This is a genomic window from Hyphomonas sp. UBA4505, from assembly GCF_002388685.1.
Classification (GTDB): Bacteria; Pseudomonadota; Alphaproteobacteria; order Caulobacterales; family Hyphomonadaceae; genus Hyphomonas.
The window spans coordinates 65,639-81,867 of record NZ_DGMZ01000012.1 but is presented as its reverse complement, the minus strand read 5'-3'; the positions used below and the strand labels follow the sequence as shown (position 1 = coordinate 81,867).

At 62.3% G+C, this 16,229-nt stretch carries 14 protein-coding genes; 13 read left to right on the top strand and 1 reads right to left on the bottom strand.

Going from position 1 to position 16,229, the window contains the following annotated elements; genetic code table 11:
- Window positions 1-156: 156 nt before the first annotated feature.
- From B3527_RS09460 to B3527_RS09435, 6 genes are all read left to right on the top strand, one after another.
- Window positions 157-1,290, top strand: coding sequence for a phage portal protein (locus tag B3527_RS09460; protein WP_034811174.1), 1,134 nt, complete (start codon window positions 157-159; stop codon window positions 1,288-1,290).
- A complete protein-coding gene (locus B3527_RS09455) occupies window positions 1,287-1,517 on the top strand; it encodes a hypothetical protein (protein ID WP_206991020.1) in 231 nt (76 codons plus the stop codon). The genes B3527_RS09460 and B3527_RS09455 overlap by 4 nt, the downstream gene beginning before the upstream one ends.
- Window positions 1,510-2,055: an HK97 family phage prohead protease gene (locus tag B3527_RS09450; RefSeq protein ID WP_290479706.1), complete on the top strand. Its 546-nt coding sequence runs from the start codon at window positions 1,510-1,512 to the stop codon at window positions 2,053-2,055. The genes B3527_RS09455 and B3527_RS09450 overlap by 8 nt, the downstream gene beginning before the upstream one ends.
- 112 nt (window positions 2,056-2,167) lie before the next feature.
- The gene (locus B3527_RS09445; protein WP_290479705.1) at window positions 2,168-5,920 is read left to right on the top strand and encodes a baseplate multidomain protein megatron; all 3,753 of its coding nucleotides are present in this window, start codon (window positions 2,168-2,170) and stop codon (window positions 5,918-5,920) included.
- Between the two features lie 75 nt (window positions 5,921-5,995).
- The gene (locus tag B3527_RS09440) at window positions 5,996-6,466 is read left to right on the top strand and encodes a DUF1203 domain-containing protein (protein ID WP_290479704.1); all 471 of its coding nucleotides are present in this window, start codon (window positions 5,996-5,998) and stop codon (window positions 6,464-6,466) included.
- A gap of 36 nt (window positions 6,467-6,502) precedes the next feature.
- Window positions 6,503-7,426, top strand: a complete 924-nt coding sequence (locus B3527_RS09435; RefSeq protein ID WP_290481845.1) for a J domain-containing protein — start codon at window positions 6,503-6,505, stop codon at window positions 7,424-7,426.
- Window positions 7,427-7,432: 6 nt separating this feature from the next.
- Here the strand turns inward: B3527_RS09435 and B3527_RS09430 are convergent, their stop codons facing one another.
- The gene (locus tag B3527_RS09430; RefSeq protein WP_290479702.1) at window positions 7,433-9,877 is read right to left on the bottom strand and encodes a bifunctional diguanylate cyclase/phosphodiesterase; all 2,445 of its coding nucleotides are present in this window, start codon (window positions 9,875-9,877) and stop codon (window positions 7,433-7,435) included.
- 232 nt (window positions 9,878-10,109) lie between these two features.
- Between B3527_RS09430 and B3527_RS09425 the strand changes: the two genes are divergently transcribed.
- The 7 genes from B3527_RS09425 (at window position 10,110) to B3527_RS09395 (ending at window position 16,225) form a co-directional block, all read left to right on the top strand.
- Complete coding sequence (locus B3527_RS09425; RefSeq protein ID WP_290479701.1) at window positions 10,110-11,270, top strand: hypothetical protein; 1,161 nt, start codon at window positions 10,110-10,112, stop codon at window positions 11,268-11,270.
- Window positions 11,271-11,415: 145 nt separating this feature from the next.
- The gene (locus B3527_RS09420) at window positions 11,416-12,180 is read left to right on the top strand and encodes a helix-turn-helix transcriptional regulator (protein ID WP_290479700.1); all 765 of its coding nucleotides are present in this window, start codon (window positions 11,416-11,418) and stop codon (window positions 12,178-12,180) included.
- Between the two features lie 72 nt (window positions 12,181-12,252).
- Window positions 12,253-13,014, top strand: a complete 762-nt coding sequence (locus tag B3527_RS09415; RefSeq protein WP_290479699.1) for a helix-turn-helix transcriptional regulator — start codon at window positions 12,253-12,255, stop codon at window positions 13,012-13,014.
- A 93-nt stretch (window positions 13,015-13,107) separates the two neighbouring features.
- The gene (locus B3527_RS09410) at window positions 13,108-13,419 is read left to right on the top strand and encodes a PepSY domain-containing protein (protein ID WP_290479698.1); all 312 of its coding nucleotides are present in this window, start codon (window positions 13,108-13,110) and stop codon (window positions 13,417-13,419) included.
- A 35-nt stretch (window positions 13,420-13,454) separates the two neighbouring features.
- On the top strand, window positions 13,455-14,138 hold the full coding sequence (locus tag B3527_RS09405; protein ID WP_206991011.1) for a response regulator transcription factor: 684 nt from the start codon (window positions 13,455-13,457) through the stop codon (window positions 14,136-14,138).
- 27 nt (window positions 14,139-14,165) lie between these two features.
- Window positions 14,166-15,599 (top strand): ATP-binding protein, encoded by a 1,434-nt coding sequence (locus B3527_RS09400; RefSeq protein WP_206991010.1) that lies wholly within the window; start codon window positions 14,166-14,168, stop codon window positions 15,597-15,599.
- Complete coding sequence (locus tag B3527_RS09395) at window positions 15,596-16,225, top strand: tetratricopeptide repeat protein (RefSeq protein ID WP_034811204.1); 630 nt, start codon at window positions 15,596-15,598, stop codon at window positions 16,223-16,225. Before B3527_RS09400 ends, B3527_RS09395 begins: the two co-directional genes overlap by 4 nt.
- The last annotated feature ends 4 nt before the right edge of the window (window positions 16,226-16,229 follow it).

Genomic DNA, 16,229 nt, shown 5'->3' with positions numbered 1-16,229 from the left:
TGGCTGCGGGCCAAGAAAATACAGGGATAGTGACCGGTTAATCCTCAACTATTTCGCCATAGCGGACTGATTTTTCGCGACTTTTCCAAGCTGAATCCGATGGGGGTGGCGAGGATTTAATTTCTGCTCATCAACGCAAATGGAGCAGCGCCCCTCATGAACCCGATCTGGCCCTTCAACCGTCGCCCGCGCGAGGCGAAATCCGCGCCCCCTCTGGTAGCGCTATCCGAGGTGGGTGAGGCCCGTTGGGGCAGCCGGGACGGCGCGGCCCTGACGCGGGACGGATATCTGGCCAATGCCATTGCCTATCGGGCGGTCCGCATGGTGGCGGAGGCGGCGGCTGCGGTGCCGCTGGTCACGGCGCATGAGGGCGCGAGCCGCCTGTTGCGACGGCCCCAGCCGGACGGCATTGCGACCGAATTGTTCGAGACGGCCTATTCCCAGCTCCAGCTGACCGGGAATGCGTTCCTGGAAGGGGTGCGACTGGAGGCGGCGGACGGGGCGGGAGTGTCGGCGCTTTATGCGCTGGCCCCGTCCGCCATGCGGCCGGTTGCGGATGCGCGCGGATGGGTCGAGGCTTGGGCCGTGCGTGAGCGTCATGGCGAGCGACTGATCCGGCGCGATGCCGAGACCGGCTGGAGCCCCGTGCTGCACCTGAAACTGTTCAACCCGGTTAGCGACACGATGGGGCTTCCGCCGCTTGGCGCCGCAAGGCGGGCGCTGGACCTGCACAATGCGAGCGCCGACTGGGCCAAGGCCCTGATCGACAATTCGGCCAAGCCGTCGGGCGCGCTGGTCTATGGCGGGCATGGGCGGATGCCGCCGGACCAGTTCGACGCGCTGAAGGCTGAGCTGGAAGGCATGTATTCCGGCGCGGCGAATGCCGGGCGGCCCCTGCTGCTGGAAGGCGGGCTGGACTGGCGGCCCATGTCGCTGTCGCCGGCAGAGATGGATTTCCTTCAGGCGCGTCATGGCGCGGCGCGGGAGATCGCGCTGGCGCTGGGCGTGCCGCCCATGCTGATCGGCATTCCGGGAGATAATACGTATTCGAACTACAAGGAAGCAAACCTCGCTTTCTGGCGGATGACCGTCTTGCCGCTGGTGCAGAAGATGGCGGCGGCGCTGTCGGCCTGGCTGGATGTGCCGTTCGGCGCGGAAGTCGAGGTTCGCGCGGACATTGACCGCGTGCCCGCCCTGTCGGCCGAGCGCGACGCACTTTGGGCGCGGCTCGAGGGCGCGAGCTTTGCGACGGGCGAAGAGAAGCGAAAGCTTGCGGGGCTGCAACCATGAAGCTCGACCGGAAAGTGACGGTAGGATTCCTCGTCGCCGTGCTGGTGCAGACCGGCGGGGCGCTGGTCTGGGCGGGCGCGGCAGCGGAGCGGATCTCGACGCTGGAAGACACGGTGCGCGATCGCCGCAGCGTGGTCGAGCGGCTGGCGCGTGTCGAGGAGGGCGTGGACCGGATGGAAAGCCAGCTGGACCGGATCGAGCGGCGATTGGAGGGCGCGGATGAGTAGGGGTGTGTTTCCTGGGGGGAGTCCGGTGGACCCCCACCTGTCCTCCCCCTTGCAGGGGGAGGAACGCCAACGGCATGTCCGGTCTGTTCTCCCCCCTGGAAGGGGGGAGTTAGAGGGGGGGCTTCGAACGCGGAGGCCAATCCTCATCGAAGGCTATGCCTCGCTGTTCGGTGTACCGGATGCGAGCGGAGACGTGGTGCGGGCGGGCGCCTTTGCCCGCAGCCTGCAACGGTGCACGCAACTGCCCATGCTGTTGCAGCACAGGCCCGGCGCCATGGCCGGGCGTTGGGTGCGGATGATCGAGGATGGGCGCGGGCTCTATGTGCGCGGTCTCGTCGAAGGTGTCGCGGCGCGGTCACTGGTGGCGCAGGGGCTCAGCGGCCTCTCCATCGGGTTTCGCCCGCGCCTCTGGAACGCACGGCGCCCGGATGGGCGGGAACTGGTCGAGGTGGACCTTGTCGAAGTTTCCCTCGTGACCAGTCCGATGCAGGCACGGGCGCGGTTTTCCCTGCTGGGGGCGGAGGCAAAAGCGGCGTGACTGGGAAGCCCGCGCGCGTGCTTCGACTTCGCTCAGCATGAGCGCTTTGAAAGTACGGAACTCATCCTGAGCGACGTCGAAGGATGATGGATTTGAGAGGAATGGAGACAACATGACCAAGGAAACCAAGATGGCGGGCGGCGGCGATGCCGAACTGATGGCCGCCTTTGCCGCCTATACCGAGGCGAATGATGCCCGACTTGCCGAGATCGAAGCCAAGGGCAAAAGCGATCCGCTGACGGATGAGCGGCTGTCGCGCATTGACCGGCGGCTCGAAGCGCTGAGCCTGAAAATGGCCCGGCCGGAGGCAGGCGAGGGGAAGACCGCAGACGAGGATGCGCGCAGCGCGGCCTGGGGGCGATATTTGCGCAGCGGCGATGATAGCGGGCTGTCGCGGCTCACCGTGAAGGCGCAGGAAGGGCCACGCGTCAAATCCCTGCCGGTGATGGAAGCGCGCGAGGGGGCGGGCCTGCCCTCGGTCTATGGCCGGATGCGGGTCGGCGGGCAGGTGATCTGGGCGGCCCGCTTCAAGGAGACGAAGACGACGCGGCGGGCGAGCAGCAAGGGTGGACCGAAGGTCACCGAGTATGATTATTCGGTCAGCTTTGCCGTGGCGCTAGGCGAGGGGCCGATCCTCGGCGTGCGGCGGGCCTGGGCGAATGGCGAGGCGTTCGACCTTTCCGGCGTGGTGCACCGGGTCTATCCCGGCGATGAGACGCAAGAGCCAGACCCGCTGATCGAGATGATCGAGGGCGAGGCACCGGCCTATCGCGGGACGGCCTATATCGTGTTTGAGGATCTGCCACTGGAGGCGTTTGGCAACCGGCTGCCGCAGCTCTCCGTCGAGGTCGAGCGCGTGCCGCCGGGCGGGTCTGAGCCGGAATTAGGCGATGTGGTGACGGGCGTGAACATCATCCCGGCCTCGGGCGAATTCGTCTATGCGACCGAGAATGTGCGGGAACAGAGGTTTCCGGGACATGAGCGCGCGTTGAATGCGTGGTCCGGCGAAGCGCGGGCAGATTTCCTTGTGTCGCTGGACCAGTTGGAAAGTGATCTGCCGAACGTGTCACGCGCGGCGCTGACGGTCGGTTGGTTCGGGACCAGTATCGAGGCGGGGGCGTGCGAAATCCATCCGGGCGTGGAAACGCGCGAGCGGGTAACGGTGCCCTATGCGTGGCAGGTGGCGGGTGTCGCGCGGGGCGATGCCTTTGTCATTTCCCGCGATGAGGACGGCCATCCGAATTATGGGGGCACGCCTGCGGATCGGTGCGTCATCGGCGCTATTCAGGAGATGAGGGCGCGGGGGCTGTCTGTCACGCTGTCACCCTTCCTGTTCATGGACTGCGCGGGCTTTCCCTGGCGCGGGCGGATCGGCGTGTCGACAGATGGCACCGCGGCGGCGCGCAGTGAGATTGATAGTTTCATGAACGGAGCGAACGGGTTCCGGCACTTCATCCTGCATCATGCTGAGCTGGCCGCCGAGGCGGGCGGGGTGGAGGCGTTCCTGATCGGCAGCGAGATGGTCGGGCTCAGCCGGGTTCGGGATGCGACGGGCGCGTTTCCGTTCGTTGAGGCGCTGGTGGCGCTGGCGGCGGAGGTGAAGGCGATCCTTCCGGGCGCGCAAATTTCCTATGGGGCAGACTGGACCGAGTATGGCGCCTATGTGCCGGGGGACGGATCGGGCGATGTCCTGTTTCCGCTGGATGCGCTCTGGGCGAGTGCGGATGTCGATTTCGTCGGCGTCGACTGGTATCCGCCGCTGGGGGATTGGCGCGACGGGAGCGATCATCTCGATGCGCTGGCAGGATATGCGGCGGCGGATGATCCGGCCTATCTGGCATCGCAAATTGCGGGTGGGGAGGCGTATGACTGGTATTATGCGGATCAGGCTGCGCGCGATGCGCAAGTGCGTACACCGATCAATGATACAGCGCATGGCGAGCATTTCGTGTTCCGACAGAAGGATATCGCCGGCTGGGCGGGCGCGTATCATCACGAGCGTCCGGGCGGGGTGCGCGCGGCGACGCCGACCGGATGGGTGCCGAGGATGAAACCCGTTCGCCTGATGGAAATCGGTTTTGCGGCGGTCGACAAGGGCGGCAATGCGCCGAACCTGTTCTACGATCCCAAGAGCAGCGAGAGCGCGCTGCCACCCTATTCGAGCGGGGCGCGGGACGAAGTGTTCCAGCGGAGGGCATTGGCGGCGGTTTTGCCGCACTGGGAGACAAGCTCGCTGGTTGAAGCGGCTTATGTCTGGGCGTGGGACGGGCGACCTTTCCCGGCCTGGCCGCTGAAGGAAGAGGTCTGGAGCGATGGCGGCAATTGGGCGCGCGGACATTGGCTGAATGGGCGGTCGGGCCTTGCGCCGTTGGCCGATGTGGTGGCGGATATCTGCGCCCGGGGCGGCGTGGCGGCGGTCGATGTGTCCGGGCTCGATGGTATTGTCGAAGGCTATGGGCTGGACGGGGTGCATTCAGTGCGGGCGGCGCTGGAGCCGCTCAGGGCAGCTTATGGCTTCGAGTGCGTGGAGCGCGGCGGGGCGCTGGTGTTCCGCATGGCGGGCGAAGGGGGCGTTCTGGATCTGGCGTCCGGCGCGCTGGTCGAAGGCGGACTGAAGAAGACCCGCGCCCTGCTCGACAAGGCACCGGCGCGTCTCAGGTTGACCCATGTTGATCTTGAGGCGGACTATCAGCCGGGCATAGCGGAGGCGCGGATTGACGGCGGTGATGCAAGGCTGGTGCAGGACGTGGCCCTGCCGCTGGCGCTTGGGGCGAGCCGGGCGGAGGCGGTGGCCGGGGCGCTGCTGGCATCGGCGGCGAGTGGAGAGAGCGCGACCTGTGCGCTGTCACTGTCGGCGCTTGCATTGGAGCCGGGGGATGGGTTGCGCGTGGAGGGCGGGCCGGTCTGGCGGGTCACGAATGTTGTTGATCGGGGCGGCGTGCGGGCGCTGACCTGCCGGGAGGAGGTTGCCGCGATGCCGCGCGTGCGGGCTGGCGAGGCGGGCAGCGCGCCGCCGGCTGCGCCTGTATTCGGCGGGGTGGACCTTGTCGTCATGGATGCGCCGAGCCTGCCGGAGTTTGGCGAAGGCGTTGGGCCACTCGTGGCGGCGTGGGCCGATCCGTGGCCGGGTGAGGTGGTCGTGTCAGCCGGTCTGGCCGACGACGCGCTGAGCGAGGCGGTGCGACTGGACCGGCCGGCGGTAATCGGGCGGCTGACGGAAGCGTGCGGCGCGGGGCCGGTGGGGCGGTGGGACCGCGCAAATGCGCTGGATGTGTATTGTCCGGGCGGAGAGTTTGCGAGCTTGCCGGAAGATCGTGTCCTGTCGGGCAGCAACGCCGCGCTGCTGGAGACGGCTGCCGGCTGGGAATGTGTGCAGTTTGAACAGGCTGACCTGATCGCGCCCGACACATGGCGTCTGACCGGGCTGTTGCGGGGGCAGCGAGGGAGTGTGCCCGGCGACGCAGCGATTGGCGCGCGGTTGGTGATGCTGGATGCGGCGGTGGCGCGGGCACGCCTTGGCGGGGAGGCATATGGGGCGGAGCTGGTCTGGCAGGCCAGGGCGGATGATATCCTACAGACGGCCATGTTCGAGGACCGTGCGGGCCTGCCCTGGCCTGTGGCGCATCTGCGTGTGCGGGCGGACCAACTCAGCTGGACCAGGCGCGGATCGGATGTGCCAGAAAGCTGGGCCATGCCGGAGGCGGAGAGTGCCGGACGGTTTGCCGTCGGGTTCGATATGGGGGCGGGATTTGGCGATCCAGTGGTGGTGAACGTACCGTTTGTGGAATGGCCTGTCGGCGCTGCCTCAGCGCGGGTGGCGGAGATTGGGCCGGACGGGCGAACTGGGTTGTGGGCGGTGATTTAAGACCTGCAGCACGTATCGGGTGGCGGCGTTTGGCGCGCTTCGGCAGTTTGGCAGGCATAAATTCAGGAGCCCACCATGACATTCCAGATTACCGGTCTCGCCGCCGAGACGTTTGCGCATTTGCCGAGCCTGACCGTGGCCGAACTTGCGGTGCATAACATTCAGAAAATCGTTGCGGATGTGAGTCCCGGCTTTCCCTGCCGGGTGAGTTTGCAGGACGCTGCGATTGGGGAGACGCTCTATCTCCTCAACCATACCTATCATGATGAGGCGACGCCCTACCGGGGCTCGCATGCCATCTTCGTGCGCGAAGGTGCGGCGGAATATGTGCCAGCCAAAGGCGAAGTGCCGGAGGTTCTGGCGCGGCGGCTGATTTCGATTCGAGGTTTCAATGCAGCGCATGACATGGTGGCGGCCGATGTGGTCAAGGGGGCTGAACTTGGCGCGGCAATCCCGTCCATTCTGGCGTCCGAGGGGGTTGCCTATCTGCATTTGCACAATGCCAAACCGGGATGCTTTGCGGCGCGGGTTGATCCGGTAAGGTAATATCCGGGTTTCATTACGGTTCCGGACATCCTAACTGTGATCGGATATCAGATTCGTGACTGGAAGGATTTCCCGCCCTTGGCCCTCGATCCCTATAAAGTGCTCGGCGTTGACCGCTCGGCCAGCGAGGCCGAAATCAAGAAGGCGCATCGCCAGAAAGCAAAGGATTTGCATCCGGACCAGAATCCGGACGATCCCAAAAAGCTGGAAGCTTTCAAGCAGGTCTCGCAGGCATGGGACATTCTTGGCGACAAGGAAAAGAGAGCCAAGTTCGACCGCGGCGAGATTGACGGCGACGGCAATCCGACCGGCTTTGGCGGCGGCTATCCGGGCGGCGGGCCCGGCGGCGGGGGACAGCGCTGGGAAACACGCGGCGGTGGCAACCCGTTTGGCGGCGCGCAGGGCGACCCATTCGAGGATATCCTGTCCGGCATGTTCGGGGGTGGCCGGTCGCGGCGCAGCGGGCCGGTCAAGGGTCGTGACGTACGCTATCGCGTGACGATCGACTTTGCGGATTCAGTCACGGGCGCGCGACGGCGCATGACCATGGCCGACAATACAGCGCTGGATGTGAATATTCCGGCAGGCATTGAATCTGGGCAGACGCTACGTCTGAAAAGTCAGGGGCAGGCATCGCCCAATGGCGGACCGCCCGGAGACGCCTTGCTGGAGGTTGAAGTGAAGCCCAGCAGCGTCTGGGAACGCGATGGCAAGGATCTGCGCATGTCAGTACCGATCGATCTCAAGATCGCGGTGCTCGGCGGCAGTGTCGAGGTGAAGACACCGTCCGGCCCGGTGACTTTGAAAGTTCCTGCGGGCTCCAATACCGGCTCTCAATTGCGTTTGCGCGGCAAGGGTGTGCAGACATCCACGCCGGGCAATCTCTATGCCCGACTTGAAATCGTGCTGGATGATCCGAAAGATGACGGGCTGAAAGCCTGGGCTGAAAGCCTGGGCTGAAGGGCGCTAGGCGACCTCGATCTCGAAAATAGGATTGTCGGCCAGCACGCGGGCAACCATGTCCTCGAACGGGGCGGGAGCGGCAATCAGGTAGCCCTGCAATTCCTCGCATGCCAGCTGGGCCAGCGCTTCGGCCTGGTCTTCGGTTTCAACACCTTCGGCCACGACCGGAATGTCCAGCGAATGGGCGAGGTGGATGATCGCCTCGACAATGGCGCGGGATTTTACATTGGCATTCATGGACGTCACGAAGGAGCGGTCGATCTTGATCCGGTCGAACGGGAAATCCTGAATATAGCTCATGGACGAATAGCCGGTCCCGAAATCATCCAGAGAAATCTTGATGCCGAGCGCTTTCAGATCAAGCAGGATGCTGGTGGCGAGCTGGGTGTTGTGGATGATTGCGGTTTCCGTGATCTCCAACTCAAAGCGCTCTGGATCAAGTCCGGTCTGTTCGAGTGCGGTGCGAACATGGTCGACCAAGTCCGGATCGAGCAACTGGCGGGCAGACAGATTTACGGCCACCGTCTCCTTGCCCGACCATTGGCTGGCTGCAGAACATGCAGCGAAGATCGTCCAACGTCCGATATCATTGATCAGCATGCTCTGCTCTGCCAGGGGAATGAACTCATCCGGGCCGATCAGGCCGACATTCGGCCGATTCCAGCGGATCAGCGCTTCCCGGCCGACAATGGCACGCGAGGATGCGCTGACTTTCGGCTGGAAGTGCAGCACGAATTCGTCATTCTCTATCGCCTTATGGAGCGCGCGTTCGAGATTGCGCTTTTCGATCTGGCGTTTGTGCAGAATGGCATCATAGAACCGTACACAACCGCGTCCGTCAGCCTTGGCGGAGTAAAGCGCGCGGTCTGCAAAGGTGAGGATGCGGGCAGGGCTGGTCGCGCGTTGTGGGACGATTGCGATGCCGATACTGCCGCCGCAGTTCAGCGTTCGCTTGCCCATGGCCAGTGGTTCGGAAATGGCGGCCAGTATGTTGTTTGCAACCCGGGTAACCTCTTCGGGTGTGGATCGGCCGCGCACCAGAACGGCAAATTCATCCCCCCCGAGACGGGCCACCATGTCCTTGTCAGACAGCTGGTTGGAAATACGGCGGCCCACCGCCTTGAGGAGCGTGTCTCCAGCGCCATGGCCGTACTGATCGTTGACTTCCTTGAACTCGTCCAGATCAATGATCATGACGGCCAGGTTCTTGCGATGCTCAGCGTCTTTACTGACAGACGATTCAAGCGCCATATTGAAGGCAACCCGGTTGGCTAGGCCTGTCAGAGTGTCACGGTAAGCGAGTGCGCGCACACGGGCTTCGGCGCGGACGCGCTGGGTCATGTCATGAACCGCAAAGAAGACGAAATCTTCGTTTGTGTCCTCAGTGCGCCGACTGGAGATCGTGGCGATCATCTCACGGCCATCTGCGAACCGGATGCGGCGTTCGCCATAATCCCGGTTTTCCTTCAGGGAGAAGGTCTCGTCTTCAATCTGGAAAAGGTCCTGAACAGAGCGACCCGACAGCTTTGGCAATCGATCCACATCCGCCAGATGGCCCAGATCCTTCAGGTCTTTGAGGTCGCTCAAGCGGTCGCTGAACATGATCCGTGCGGCCATATTGGTCTGGAGGACGAGACCATCAGCTGACACCATGAAGAGACCTTCGCTGCTTGAATCAGCCAGCACGGACAATTTGCGTTGTTCCTTGTGGCGAAGTCGCTGGAAATTACTATCGAGGCCGGCCGCAAGGGCGGAGAGGACCACCACGACCAGCATGGCGACGGCGATGATTGCGCTGAGGCCGGTGGTGTGAAGGGCAACTATCGGCGTACTCAGGCCCCTGATCGGGATCAGGGTTGTGCCGGACGCGCTGACAAAGTGAATGGAGATGACCGCCAGTACGCTGGTGACTGTGGCGATCGCCGTGCTCCAGCGGACATTCGAGTTCGCGCCGAGCAAATAGGTGCCGACATAGCCCAGGAAGCCGAGCACCATTGCGGCTGTGATGGTGATTGTATCGTACTCGATTACGGCAGAGGCGCTCAGCGCCGACATGCCATAGAAGTGCATTCCGGCCACGGCAGCGGTCGCGATGCCTGCGCATGCCAGACGAAGCGTGCCATCCGCGTTCAGTCGCAGCAACAATGCTGTGGTGACGAAGCCAGCGACAGAGATAAGGGCGGACACGATTGTGCGACCCGCGTCGAAGACGATTTCGAATCCGGGTTTGTAACCGAGCAGCGCGATGAAGTGGGTGGCCCAGACCCCGAGGCCTACAACTGTGCCGGCGGCAATCGCCCACAGGATCTTGTTGCGGGTCACCAATGCAGCCTGGCTGCGATAGTAGATGATCAGGGAACAACAATTGCTGAATGCCAGGACGAACAAGGAGGCAAGCACGTGCTTCCAGTCATGCTCCGTCGTTATGCAGTTCAACACTTCGTACATCTGAAAGTAAAAATCCTTTTACGGGATTTTCATGCAGATGATTACGTTACCAAAAAACAAACCCTACTGTGTCAATCCGGGGCCACTCTGCCGGTTTTGGAAGGATGAGAAAAATTTTCGGTAACTTGTCGAAAACGTGCCTTCTGTATGTTTGATTACAGAATCAAGTGACGGGGTGTCGTTCTTGCGGTGGCCGGAAGTGTGTAAGTAAATAAATCGGGGAGAAATATTAATGATCGACCGCCGGACAAATTCGAGCCGCCGTCAAAATGTGAAACTGGTGCTCGCCAGCCTGGCTGTTCTGTCTGCGTGCGCACATCCGAACCGGCCGGTTTCCCCCATTGAATCCGACACGCTTGCCTATTCTTCGGCCATTTCGGATGCCCGGCAGGAACAATTGCTGATGAATATTGTTCGCCTGCGATACAATGATCCTGTCACCTTTGTTGATGCTGAGCGGATTACCACAACCGAAAACACCCAGATCAACGGCATGCTGGCGTCAGCGCTGGCGCTGGGCGGGCAGAATCTGGATGAAGTCCTGAATGGAAATGTCGGCACCAATATGAGTAGTCAGCCCTCGATCGCCTATTCGGCGTTGAGGGGGTCGGACTATGCCCAACAGATCCTGCAGCCATTGCCGCCGGCGACCATCTTCCTGATGAGCCAGTCGGGCTGGAGCGTCGAACGGTTGATGTTGTGTTGCGTCTCCCGAATTGGTGATCTCGAGAATGCGCGGGCAGCCGCCGGGCCAACCCCGCCGGTCATGCCGGACAATACGCGCTTTCGCGAACTGGCCGCGCTGATGCGTTCGCTGCAGGAACGCGGACAATTGATGGTGCAGGTCGTCGATCCGGACACATCCGAGACCGATGGAGATGGCAAGCCGCGTGTGATCCTCAAATGGGATCGTACCTCGGAACTCGGCCAACAACTCGCCGACTTCTTTCGGCGCTATTGGGTGTCGGATGTCAGTGTGATTCCGGGTGACCGCTACATCACGGAGATATCAACGCGGGGCAATGCCCTCGGCGATTATGCGGCGCGCGGGCGATCTCTGCTCGGCGTGTTGTCGGCGTTGTCGCAATCGGTTCACGTGCCCGAGGCGCACCGCGACATTGCCCGTGCCTCGCAACCTGTCCTGGAATATTCGGACGACCCCTGTCGGGCACCGGGAGGCTGGCATGATGTGAATGGGGGCCTGTTCGCCGTGCAATCGGCGGCGGCGCGCCCGACCACTGCGACGATAGCGGTCGAGTATCGTGACTATTGGTTCTATGTCGATGACCGCTGCCATGATGCCAAGGAAACCCTGAACCTGCTGGATCACCTCTATGCCCTGCAGGCGGGTATCAGTTCCGATGCGACGACGTTGCTGCTGCTCGGCGGCTAGGTCTGTCGCGGCTGTTACAGAGCGGAGGCTCCCGTCTCGCGAGAGAGGCAGCGGGCCCATCAATATTCAACCCTAAAGCGGGCGAATATGATTGCCGCAGAGCTGGTTTGGTCTATCTTCCCATTCGAGAAATGGGATTGGACCAATGCTGGGCCATCTGCGCCATATAGTTCGATCACGTACGGTCGAAGATATATTTGACAGATCCGTTGCCGCTTTGCGCGAGATTGGACTTACCCGCGTCTATTTTCAGGGTCCCATTGGAAGTGACCGGTCGCTGACCCGAAACACGGCGAGCTTCGGCTTTCCTGAGACGTGGCAGAAATCATACGAACTGAACTGGCAGGTTCACGACCCGATCCCGGACGCCGCTTCCAGAATTGGCGGGCCGCTATACTGGCACCGCCTGCCATCATCGGTGTCGCTCTCAGAGAATGAACTCGCCTATATGGAGTTCCTCAGAGAGATGCAGATGGGTCAGGGAATCTGCATGCTCCAATATGGCAACGTGTCGAGAGTGGGTCTGATCGCGGCCAGCACGGATCCTGACGGACCGGAAGTCGAGAGCATTGACCGCGAGTTCTTTCAGTTTGTGGGCATGTCGTCCTTCATGCGGTTTTGCCAGTTGGTAACCATGGACCCCGACATACCGGTCCAGCTGTCCGGTCGCGAACAGGACGTCCTCTACTGGATGGCGCAGGGCCGCAGCAATAGTGCCATCGCCGATGTGCTTGGCATCCGTCAGGACACGGTCAATACATATGTGAAGCGTATCTTCGCCAAGCTGGAAGTGTTCGACCGAACCTCGGCCGTGATGAAGGGGGTCCGTCAGGGAATGGTCATCGTGTCGGACCCGATTTCTGAGCTTGTCGCCGACCAGATGAGAGCGAAACATCGAAGAGATGGATAGTATTTCTACTATTCTGCTTGAAAATATCGCGCGAGCCCTCACAACCCTCCTCGAGTCCGGGGAGGCAGTGGCGTGCTCAACAAATTGAAGGGCCTGATAGAGGCGCGATCGTTGCAGGACCTGCGCGAAGCGGCCGTCTCGGCCTTTGGCGAGATGGGTGTGCCGCGGCTTTTGTGTCTGTCCCCGGTTGGCCATGATCGCTCGGTAGGTCGCGGGCTGACCAATGCAGGCTTTCCGGAAGAGTGGGAAACCGCCTATCGCGATGCCCGTCATATGGACGACCCGCTGCCAGACATTTCGGTGCGGATCGGAACGGCCTTTCGCTGGCATGACTTGCCAAGCGATGTCGTGCTGAATGAGCGGGAAACCCGATACCTTTCAGACTTGTCCAAATGGGGCATGGCGAAGGGCATATGCGTCGCCACTTACGGGTCGGCGGCGCGGGTCGGCTTCATCGCCGCCAGTTCGGAATCCGGAGAAGATGATCTGGACGGAGTCGATTTGTCGCTTTTCCAGATTGGCGCCGAGACCGCCTATCTGCGTTATTGCCAGCTGATGTCGGCCGAGCTGCAATATGAGATGAACCTGTCCAGCCGCGAACTCGACGTGTTGCACTGGATGGCGCAAGGCCGCAGCAATGCGGGCATCGCGGACATGCTGGACCTCAGCCAGGAGACTGTTGGCACTTACGTGAAACGAATCTTTGCCAAGCTGGACGTGTTCGACCGAACCTCCGCCGTGATGAAGGGCGTAATGCGCGGGCTCGTGATCGCGTCAGACCCGAACGTCGAGGCAGCCGCGCAACAGCGTCGTGCGCGTCGGAAACGTGCTTGATTGCCCATCCTGTTGGCACCAATCGCAGCCTGAACGAATCCGACGGCATATGTTCACTTGGTATTCAGAGCCTGATGCCTATACAGCCATGGTATGAAACGGATTTCTGCCCTTCTTCTGGCCATGGGCCTTGTGGTGACGCCTCCGGCGATCGCTCAGGACTGGCGTAACCAATGGTCGCCCGGCCAGGCGCGCGATTCGGTGCGGCAGGGCAAAACCGTTCCCCTCAGCCAGATTTTCCAGAGCCTGAAGCGGCAATATGGCGGCTATCAACTCGGTGCAGACCTGTTCGATAATGGCGGCAAGCCGCAATACAAGATCGACTGGATGACGGGGGATGGCCGCAAGATGCGCTTTACGGTGGACGCCCGTACGGGTGCAGTCCTTGACCGGCAGGGTGCTTGACCCGACATTGCTTATTAGATCGGAGGGACGTGTAGATGCGTATCCTGGTAGTTGAAGATGATTCAGACTTGCGCCGCCAGCTGGCCGATGTGCTCTCACAGTCAGGCTATGCTGTGGACCTCGCCGCAGATGGCGAGGATGGCCATTTTCTGGGCGACACCGAACCCTATGATGCGGTGATCCTGGACCTCGGCCTGCCGAAGATGGACGGCGTCAGCGTCCTGAAGAAATGGCGTGCGGACGGAAAATCCTTCCCGGTCCTGATTCTGACCGCCCGCGATTCGTGGAGCGAGAAGGTGGCTGGCTTTGATGCCGGCGCTGACGATTACCTCACCAAGCCGTTCATTACCGAAGAGTTGCTGGCGCGCTTGCGCGCCCTGTTGCGCCGCGCCGCCGGTCACTCTGCCGCGACGCTGGAGGCTGGCAAGCTGGTGGTCGATACGCGCGCCGCCCGTGCCAGTGTGAATGGCGAACCTGTGAAACTGACCGCGCATGAATATCGCGTTCTGTCTTACCTGATGCATCATATGGGCCGCGTCGTGCCGCGCACGGAACTGGTCGAGCATATCTATGATCAGGACTTTGATCGCGACTCGAACACGATCGAGGTCTTCATCGGTCGCCTGCGCCGCAAGATCGGGCAGGATCGTATCCAGACCGAGCGGGGCCTTGGCTACCGCCTTGTCGTGCCGGATGCCGAAACCCGCGTCGTCGGATAAGGCCCGCACCGCGCCGGAGCCCGGACCATGAGCGACAGCGCCCCTTCAAACCCGACCCTGCTGGACCGCTGGACGCGCCTGTCATTGGCGCGGCGGATCATGCTGGCGGCGGCGGTGTGGGGACTGGTCGTGCTGGTCGGCGGCGCGCTCGCCTTGTCAGCGGTCTATCGCGCGCAGACGCTCAGCTTGCTGGAAGAGGATCTGGAACAGAACCTTGTTGGCCTGACCCGCGAGATGACTCGGGAAGGGGCGTTTCTCGAAGATGGCCAGGTCACGGATTCCCAGCGCGAATTCTTTCTCGGGGATGTGCGTTTTCGCACGCAATATTCCGGGCGCTACTGGGCCATTGTGGGGGTCAGCTCCGAAGGCGACATCGCGGGAGACATTCGCTCGCGCAGCCTCTGGGACGAGCCCGTTCCCCTCAGCGACGGTCAACTGGATCGGACGCTGGCCAATCCCGGCATGACGCAGTTCGGGGACTTTGACCTTGTTGGTCCGGCCGGACAGCATGTGCGCGTGGCGTCTCGCGCGATCCTGATCGCCAATCGTGACACGCCGCTTGTTCTGGTGGCGGCGGCTGACCGCGCGGCCAATGATGCGGCGGCGACGCGCTTCCGGAATTTGTTGCTGGGCACGATGATTGCCCTGTTCGGCGGTGTGTTCGCGGCGATGGTCGCGGGCATATCGTTCTCGCTGCGTCCGTTGCGGCGCATCGGGGATGATGTCGCTGAGGTGCGTGAAGGCACACGGCAGAAACTGTCTGAGGATTATCCGGCCGAAGTGCGCCCGCTCGCCGATGAATTGAACAAGCTGCTTGAGCATAACCGGCAGGTGGTCGAGCGCGCGCGGACGCATGTCGGTAACCTTGCCCATGCCCTGAAGACGCCGCTGGCCGTGCTGCGCAATGAGGCGACCGGTGATACTTTGCTGGATGATGTGGTGCGTCGCCAGTCGGAAAACATGCAGACCAATGTTGAGCATTACCTGAAGCGCGCGCAAATGGTGGCGCGGGCGCAGACATTGGGCGCACGGACCGAGTTGCGCCCAGTGATCGATGGCATCGCACGCATGTTGAACCGGCTCTATGATGCAAGGGGCGTCAACGTGTCCGTTGACGGCGGGGTCGGGGCCGTGTTCCGGGGAGAGAAACAGGATCTCGAGGAAATGGTCGGCAATCTGATGGAAAACGCCTGCAAATGGGCCCGGAGCGAAGTGATGGTGCGGGTTCGCGATGGGGCAGAGGCGCTGACCATAGAGGTAGAGGATGACGGCAAGGGGCTGACGCAAGAAGAACGTGCGGGCGCCCTGAAGCGCGGCGTGCGCCTCGATGAGACCACCCCCGGCACCGGACTGGGCCTGTCCATCGTCAAGGAACTGGCCGAACTGCATCGCGGCAGTCTCGATCTGGGGGATTCCGGCATGGGTGGCCTGAAGGCCGTGTTGAAGTTTCCAAAATCATGACACGTCGGAACGGTATCATCCTCGCACTTTGTCTGGCGGTGGCGATTGGTGGATATCTGCTGGTCGGCAAACCCGGTATGGGCGATTTGCCGATGAAAGACCGGCAGGCTGGCCTGATGGAGAAAATCCGCACCGATCCGGGCGCGCTGACCCAGGCTGAAACCCTGTCGCGTCTTGAGGCGACCGTGGTGGAACGCCCTGAAGACCCGCAGCCACACTATTTCATTGGTGAAATCCTGCGCGCGCAGGGACGCACGTCGGATGCAGCAAGGGCCTACCAGTCTGCCTTGCGGCGGGACAATGAATTCATGCCAGCCTTGCTGGCGCTTGGCGATGCGCTGGTCGAGCTGAACAATGGCGCGGTCTCGCCAGAGGCCACGCGCCTGTTCGCCAAGGCCTATGAACTGGATGAAACCCAGGTGCGCGCGGGTATGTGGGCGGCCATGGGTGCGTCGCAGGCAGGCGATCAGGAAAAGGCCGAACAGGCCATGCGCTATATCTATTCGCGCCTGCCGGAAGACGATCCGCGCCGCGAACGATTCGCCCCGATGATCGAAGCGCTGGGCATTGGTGATGCTGCCTCAGAGCCGCGTCCTGAGGCACCTGAACCTGCTGACACGCAATAGCGAG

Excerpts from the sequence above, each read along its gene's own strand:
- B3527_RS09460 (WP_034811174.1), top strand. The coding sequence starts at position 157 with ATGAACCCGATCTGGCCCTTCAACCGTCGCCCGCGCGAGGCGAAATCC.
- B3527_RS09455 (WP_206991020.1), top strand. The coding sequence starts at position 1,287 with ATGAAGCTCGACCGGAAAGTGACGGTAGGATTCCTCGTCGCCGTGCTG.
- B3527_RS09450 (WP_290479706.1), top strand. The coding sequence starts at position 1,510 with ATGAGTAGGGGTGTGTTTCCTGGGGGGAGTCCGGTGGACCCCCACCTG.
- B3527_RS09445 (WP_290479705.1), top strand. The coding sequence starts at position 2,168 with ATGACCAAGGAAACCAAGATGGCGGGCGGCGGCGATGCCGAACTGATG.
- B3527_RS09440 (WP_290479704.1), top strand. The coding sequence starts at position 5,996 with ATGACATTCCAGATTACCGGTCTCGCCGCCGAGACGTTTGCGCATTTG.
- B3527_RS09430 (WP_290479702.1), bottom strand. The coding sequence starts at position 9,877 with ATGTACGAAGTGTTGAACTGCATAACGACGGAGCATGACTGGAAGCAC.
- B3527_RS09425 (WP_290479701.1), top strand. The coding sequence starts at position 10,110 with ATGATCGACCGCCGGACAAATTCGAGCCGCCGTCAAAATGTGAAACTG.
- B3527_RS09420 (WP_290479700.1), top strand. The coding sequence starts at position 11,416 with ATGCTGGGCCATCTGCGCCATATAGTTCGATCACGTACGGTCGAAGAT.
- B3527_RS09410 (WP_290479698.1), top strand. The coding sequence starts at position 13,108 with ATGAAACGGATTTCTGCCCTTCTTCTGGCCATGGGCCTTGTGGTGACG.
- B3527_RS09405 (WP_206991011.1), top strand. The coding sequence starts at position 13,455 with ATGCGTATCCTGGTAGTTGAAGATGATTCAGACTTGCGCCGCCAGCTG.
- B3527_RS09400 (WP_206991010.1), top strand. The coding sequence starts at position 14,166 with ATGAGCGACAGCGCCCCTTCAAACCCGACCCTGCTGGACCGCTGGACG.
- B3527_RS09395 (WP_034811204.1), top strand. The coding sequence starts at position 15,596 with ATGACACGTCGGAACGGTATCATCCTCGCACTTTGTCTGGCGGTGGCG.